Origin of the sequence: Streptomyces sp. NPDC058964 (assembly GCF_042741275.1) — a bacterium.
Classification (GTDB): domain Bacteria; phylum Actinomycetota; class Actinomycetes; order Streptomycetales; family Streptomycetaceae; genus Streptomyces.
Genome location: NZ_JBHYKH010000693.1, coordinates 1 through 3,765, shown reverse-complemented (window position 1 = coordinate 3,765; position 3,765 = coordinate 1). Strand labels below are relative to the sequence as shown.

Below are 3,765 nucleotides of genomic sequence, written 5' to 3'. Positions count from 1 at the left end.
GCTATGTAGTTGCCACTAACTTGATCATGCCGCTGATCAGCCATGCGTTAGATCTAATGAGAGATGTTGCAACTTCATCGGTAAGTCCTTTGATCAGGCAGGAGGTGCGGCACCCAAGGGGTGGCATGCGCATGTCTATATTGCTGGTTGCGTCGGGGTCCTGCCGTCGTGCCTCATCTACGCCCTTGTGGGACTCCCGAACGGTCGAGTCATGCCGCAGGCCCGATTCCGGAAGCCGGTTGGGTGCGACCGCACCTCGTGCCATTGATGGCTGCATGAACGACGTGGAGGTGACAGGCAGGGGCAGCCTCTTGACACTCCTCGGGGTTGCCTCGGTCTGCGCGGCCAACGATGGCGGACGGTTCATCGTTGGCGATGCAGCGTGGTAGTGGCTACTCCCGCATCACCTCTCTGTTCGGCTGTTCTGGGATAGATTCGGTTGTTCTCTGGTGGAGGGGGTCGTGTGCGTCTGGCGAGGTTTTGCGTTCCGGCGGATGATGTCGTTCCCGTGGATGACGACGGGTTCCTGCTGGACTCCGAGGCGTGGGGCTTCACGTCCGGGGGACAGCAGGCCGGCGTTGTCCCTCTCGAGGAGGCCTGCACCGACTCTCTGGTGCTGCTGGGTGAGGCTGGAATCGGCAAGTCGCATGCGCTGACCACAGCCCTCGATCCGAGCGGTCCCTCCGCGTGCTGGGAAGCGTCCGGACGAGTCGATCTTGGACAGGTGTCCAGGTTCGACGACCTGGCCCGCAAGGCCCGGCCTGTCCTGGACAGACTTGGTCCTCCTTCGCCTTCAACTCCAGGCGTCGGTACCGGGCAGCCGAAGCCGTTTCTCCTGGTCCTCGACGGAGTCGATGAATGCCAGGCCGCAGCAAAAGAGATCGCCGGCTGGTTCACGGACCTCGCTGCTCAGTACGATTGCTCCTCGCTGCAAGTACTCATCGCCTGCCGAGGCATGGCCTACAACGACATCCTGCGGCAGGCGGCTGCCCAGGCTTTCGGCATCACGGACACGCACACGTACACCCTCGCACCGCTGCGTCGCTCCGACCTGATCACAGCAGCTACGGCAAGAGACCTCGACGGTACTCGTTTCCTCCAGGCGGTGATTGAAGCCGACGCCCAGGCGCTGGCTCGAACCCCGTTGACTCTCCAGCTGCTCCTTGAGATGTTCGCCGCCGACCAGGCTCTGCCCACCAGTCGCACAGCCTTGTACGCAGTGGCACTTCCGCATGCCCTCATGAGTCAGGGAGAGGGCCGGGACCCGGTCGGCCTTGAGGGAACCCTGGAGCAGAGGTTCGCCATAGCTTCCCGCCTCGCCTGCTACTGCCTTCTCACTGGCGCGGTCGGCGTCAGCACACGGCGCCAGCAGGTGTCTGACGCCAACCTCTTGGCCGTCGACACGTTTGTCGGTGGCGAGGAGGGCACCCCGCACGGGAGCTTCGTCATCGAGCGACCGATCATCGAGAGCGTCCTGAACAGTTCCCTGTTCGCCAGCCGCGGCCCCGAAGCGGCGGGACCTGCCCATGCGTCCATCGCCTCCTACCTGGCCGCCCGTTACCTCGCTGACCACGGCCTGCCCCGAGAGCAGTTGCGCGCACTGCTCCTGCATCAGGGCGAGATCGGTGAGCCGGGCATCCCAGGAGATCTGCACGAACTGGCCGCCTGGCTCATCGCCCTACGTCCCGAACACGGGCCATGGCTGATCGAAGCCGACCCCGAGGCCGTCGCCTCCTACAGCTCCTACATCGATGACGAACACTGCCGAGAAGCGATGGTCGACGGCCTGCTCGAGAAGATCAGGCAGAAATCATCCCGCCATTTGCCCTGGTGGCACGCCTCAAGTCTCAGCCACGCCGGCCTGGCTGCTCAACTGCGGAGAGTCCTCGATGCCGCTGCGCACCATCCCAGCCAGAAATCGACCGACGAAGTCGAGTTTGTCCTCTCCCTGATCGCCACGAACAACCTCAGAGAACTGCTCGGCGAGGTGACGACCATCGCCATCGACGAGAGACAGCCACATATCCTGCGCCGGTATGCCGTCCAGGTCGCCGAAGTGCTGGACCACCAGGCCGCAGCCTCAGCACTCACCCCTCTGCTGACAGAACTCGCGCGGCACCCCGGGCACGACCCTGACGACTCGCTACGAGGCGCCGTTCTGCAAGCGTGCCGCCCCTGGCTGGGGATCACCGAGCTTCTCGCAGCCCTCAGGCCCCCGCAGACCCATATGAGTCTCTACACCCGCTTCTGCCGCGAACTTCCCTCCACCCTCACCGACGACGAGGTCGGCCCGTTCCTGGAATGGGCCGGAGCAAACCACATTCCCTTCAGCACCCCATGGAGTGCATGGATCAACGCAGAGGACATGTCCCAAGCGCTTGCCGACCGCGCACTGACAGGCCCAACCGCCGAGGACCACGTTCCCGCACTGGCAGCGTGGCTGCGTCCCTACCTGCGCACTTACCCCCGCCTGGGGGTCCCGGCACCAGTGTGCGCGCCATCAGATGTCGGCACGGACCTCGCGCAGGCACAGCGTCTGCGTCGCGTCCTCGTTGCCCAGCTCATAGCCAAAGCCGTGGACCTTGAGGACGCCTATCTTCTGGCCGAGGGATGGGACGAGCCCCGCCAAGACAGCTCTCGGGCGCGTGGCGGCGGCCGGGGTTCCGCCGCTGACGGCCAGCAGGTTGATCGCAGCAGCATCCTCGATGCCGATGATCTCGCCTGGCTCATCGACCTTGAAGGTCACCTGACAGACGCGAGGGCCGCGCATGCGTGGCCTGCTTTGCGCTTCGTATGGGGTCTCGCCCGCACTACGGAAGCCGGTCAGGACACCGCCTGGGCAACGCGTGGCAGCAGAGTCTGGAATGAGGTGTTCGCCAGCTCGTTCGACGCCATGCCCGTCCACGGGGAGACAGCCGACCGCTACCGGAACAGGTCGGCCAAGCGTCGGCCGGGCCCCCGTGAGTGGGACGGCTTCGACGAATACGTAGCTGCCACACGTGACTTCCTCACACGGGCCGAGACAGGCGACGTGGCTGGCTTCGTGTCTCTGTGCCGAAACCTTCTGTACGAACCGGACACGGGGCTGTTCACTTCACAACTCTCCGTCGATCTGCTCCACGCACCCGGCACCGACATCCTGCCCGCCGATCACGAAGAACGTCTCCGTGAGGCGGCACGCCGTTACGCCGCCGAGGGCCGACCGGCCGACGACAACTGGATCGGCACGCCCGACATTCCCTGGCGCCCCTGGGCAGCGGTGCCGGCCTTCACTCTCCTGCTCGACAGCGATGAAGAACTGACCGCCATCCCCGCCGAACAATGGCGTGCCTGGGCACCCACTCTGCTGGCATTCCCCCTCGCCGACACCAGCGCCAGAAACACCGTGCCACGCGGACGGCTGCTGGAACGAGCCCTTTCGCATGCTCCAGAAGAGCTCACGACCACCTACCTGGCCCTCGCCCGTGCCTCCTACGAAGAAGAACGGCCCCTCCCGGCACTCGACTTGACGGAAAGTATCTGGACGCCGCAACTCAAGTCAGCCTTGGCAGGCCTGCTGACAGACCTCACCGAACAAGCGCACCAGAACGCCCCCGACCCCGCCACCGGCCCCGAAGGGCACAACGTCCTGGCCTCCCTGCTGTCCCGGCTGCTGAAGCACTCAGCACCCGATGCCCGACGGCACATTCTGGATCGTTTCGGGGAGCACTTGGCTGCGTCCAGTCCAGCACGCGACGCCCGACTCGATGCCGCGTATCTGAGTGT

The 3,765-nt window shown here is 64.9% G+C and carries 1 protein-coding gene; it reads left to right on the top strand.

The features are described 5' to 3' along the window. Positions 1–508: 508 nt before the first annotated feature. On the top strand, positions 509–3,765 hold a 3,257-nt coding region (locus tag ACFW2E_RS43115), incomplete at its 3' end, for an NACHT domain-containing protein (RefSeq protein WP_384476537.1).